At 39.3% G+C, this 1,034-nt stretch carries 1 protein-coding gene; it reads right to left on the reverse strand.

The features are described 5' to 3' along the window. Window positions 1-121: 121 nt before the first annotated feature. The coding region (locus ACKLNH_RS20640) for a DUF6602 domain-containing protein (RefSeq protein WP_413114142.1) at window positions 122-1,034 on the reverse strand (913 nt) is incomplete at its 5' end.

Genomic DNA, 1,034 nt, shown 5'->3' on the forward strand with positions numbered 1-1,034 from the left:
CCTGTTAAGGTGTGAGCAACGCAATACCGAAGCTCCCGTATGCCACCTTAAACACTAAAACCAACGCATGGTAAAAATGCCACGCGTTGCGAATCACTCTTAAACAGTTTGTTAACTGTCATTAGATACCGACTACCTCTCCCTCCGCACTAGATTCCGCAAGCATCGTTGTTAAGTAGTCAGTCATGTTAGGCGATTTTAAGAGAGTCTTAGATAGATGGTTGGATAAACTAAGTAACAACACAGCTAAAGCCATACCTGACTTTTTGTCATGAGTGTATTTCAATCTAGCCAGTTTAGTTTTGATGATTTGCTCATCCCAAGGTTCAAATACATATGAGCTAATCGGGTTACCTTGATTGTCGGTTTCTAGCTGAGTAACGATGGCACCATCCAGAAAGCACATTACGTTTGGATTGCTATTACGATTATTTTGGGCTAGCTGTGCTCTCACATCTGCAGTCGTGCAGTTACCTGAACCTCCAAAAACCATGAAGTTAAACAAGTTATTTCTGATATCTTTGACACCTGAAATTCCAAACTCTTCTCCTAATTGAACTCCATGTCCAATATAGTGCTTATTGACAGCCTCGCGAACCATTTGGCTTTTTAGCGTATCAATTGAGTTGGAAAAATTAACTATTTGCTTACTGTTTTTGTTATACGTAGATTTTATTTCACCGATAGCGTAAACAGATTCGTATGGAAAGTACTCAGTACCATTTTCAGTGTCATATAAAATCGGTGTAGCACTAGAATCAGCTATAATTACGTCAAACTGTGCACTGATATTTAAGTTCTTGTCTACAATATGCCCATGCCCAACATAGTACTTTTCGGGTAATCGCTTTCGGAGAAACTTACGGATTGGAATTTCAAGTTCGTCCCCACTCGCATCTATATCTCCTGTTGCATGAACAATAGATACTGACCTTTTGCTGTTCAGCAAGTCTTGAGCTTCTTTTTCGTAAATATCGCCAATACGAAGTGTTTTCATACTTTCTTCAACTTTCCAAAATGTTGCCAATGACAGT

This window comes from Thaumasiovibrio clandestinus, assembly GCF_047250365.1.
Lineage (GTDB): Bacteria > Pseudomonadota > Gammaproteobacteria > Enterobacterales > Vibrionaceae > Thaumasiovibrio.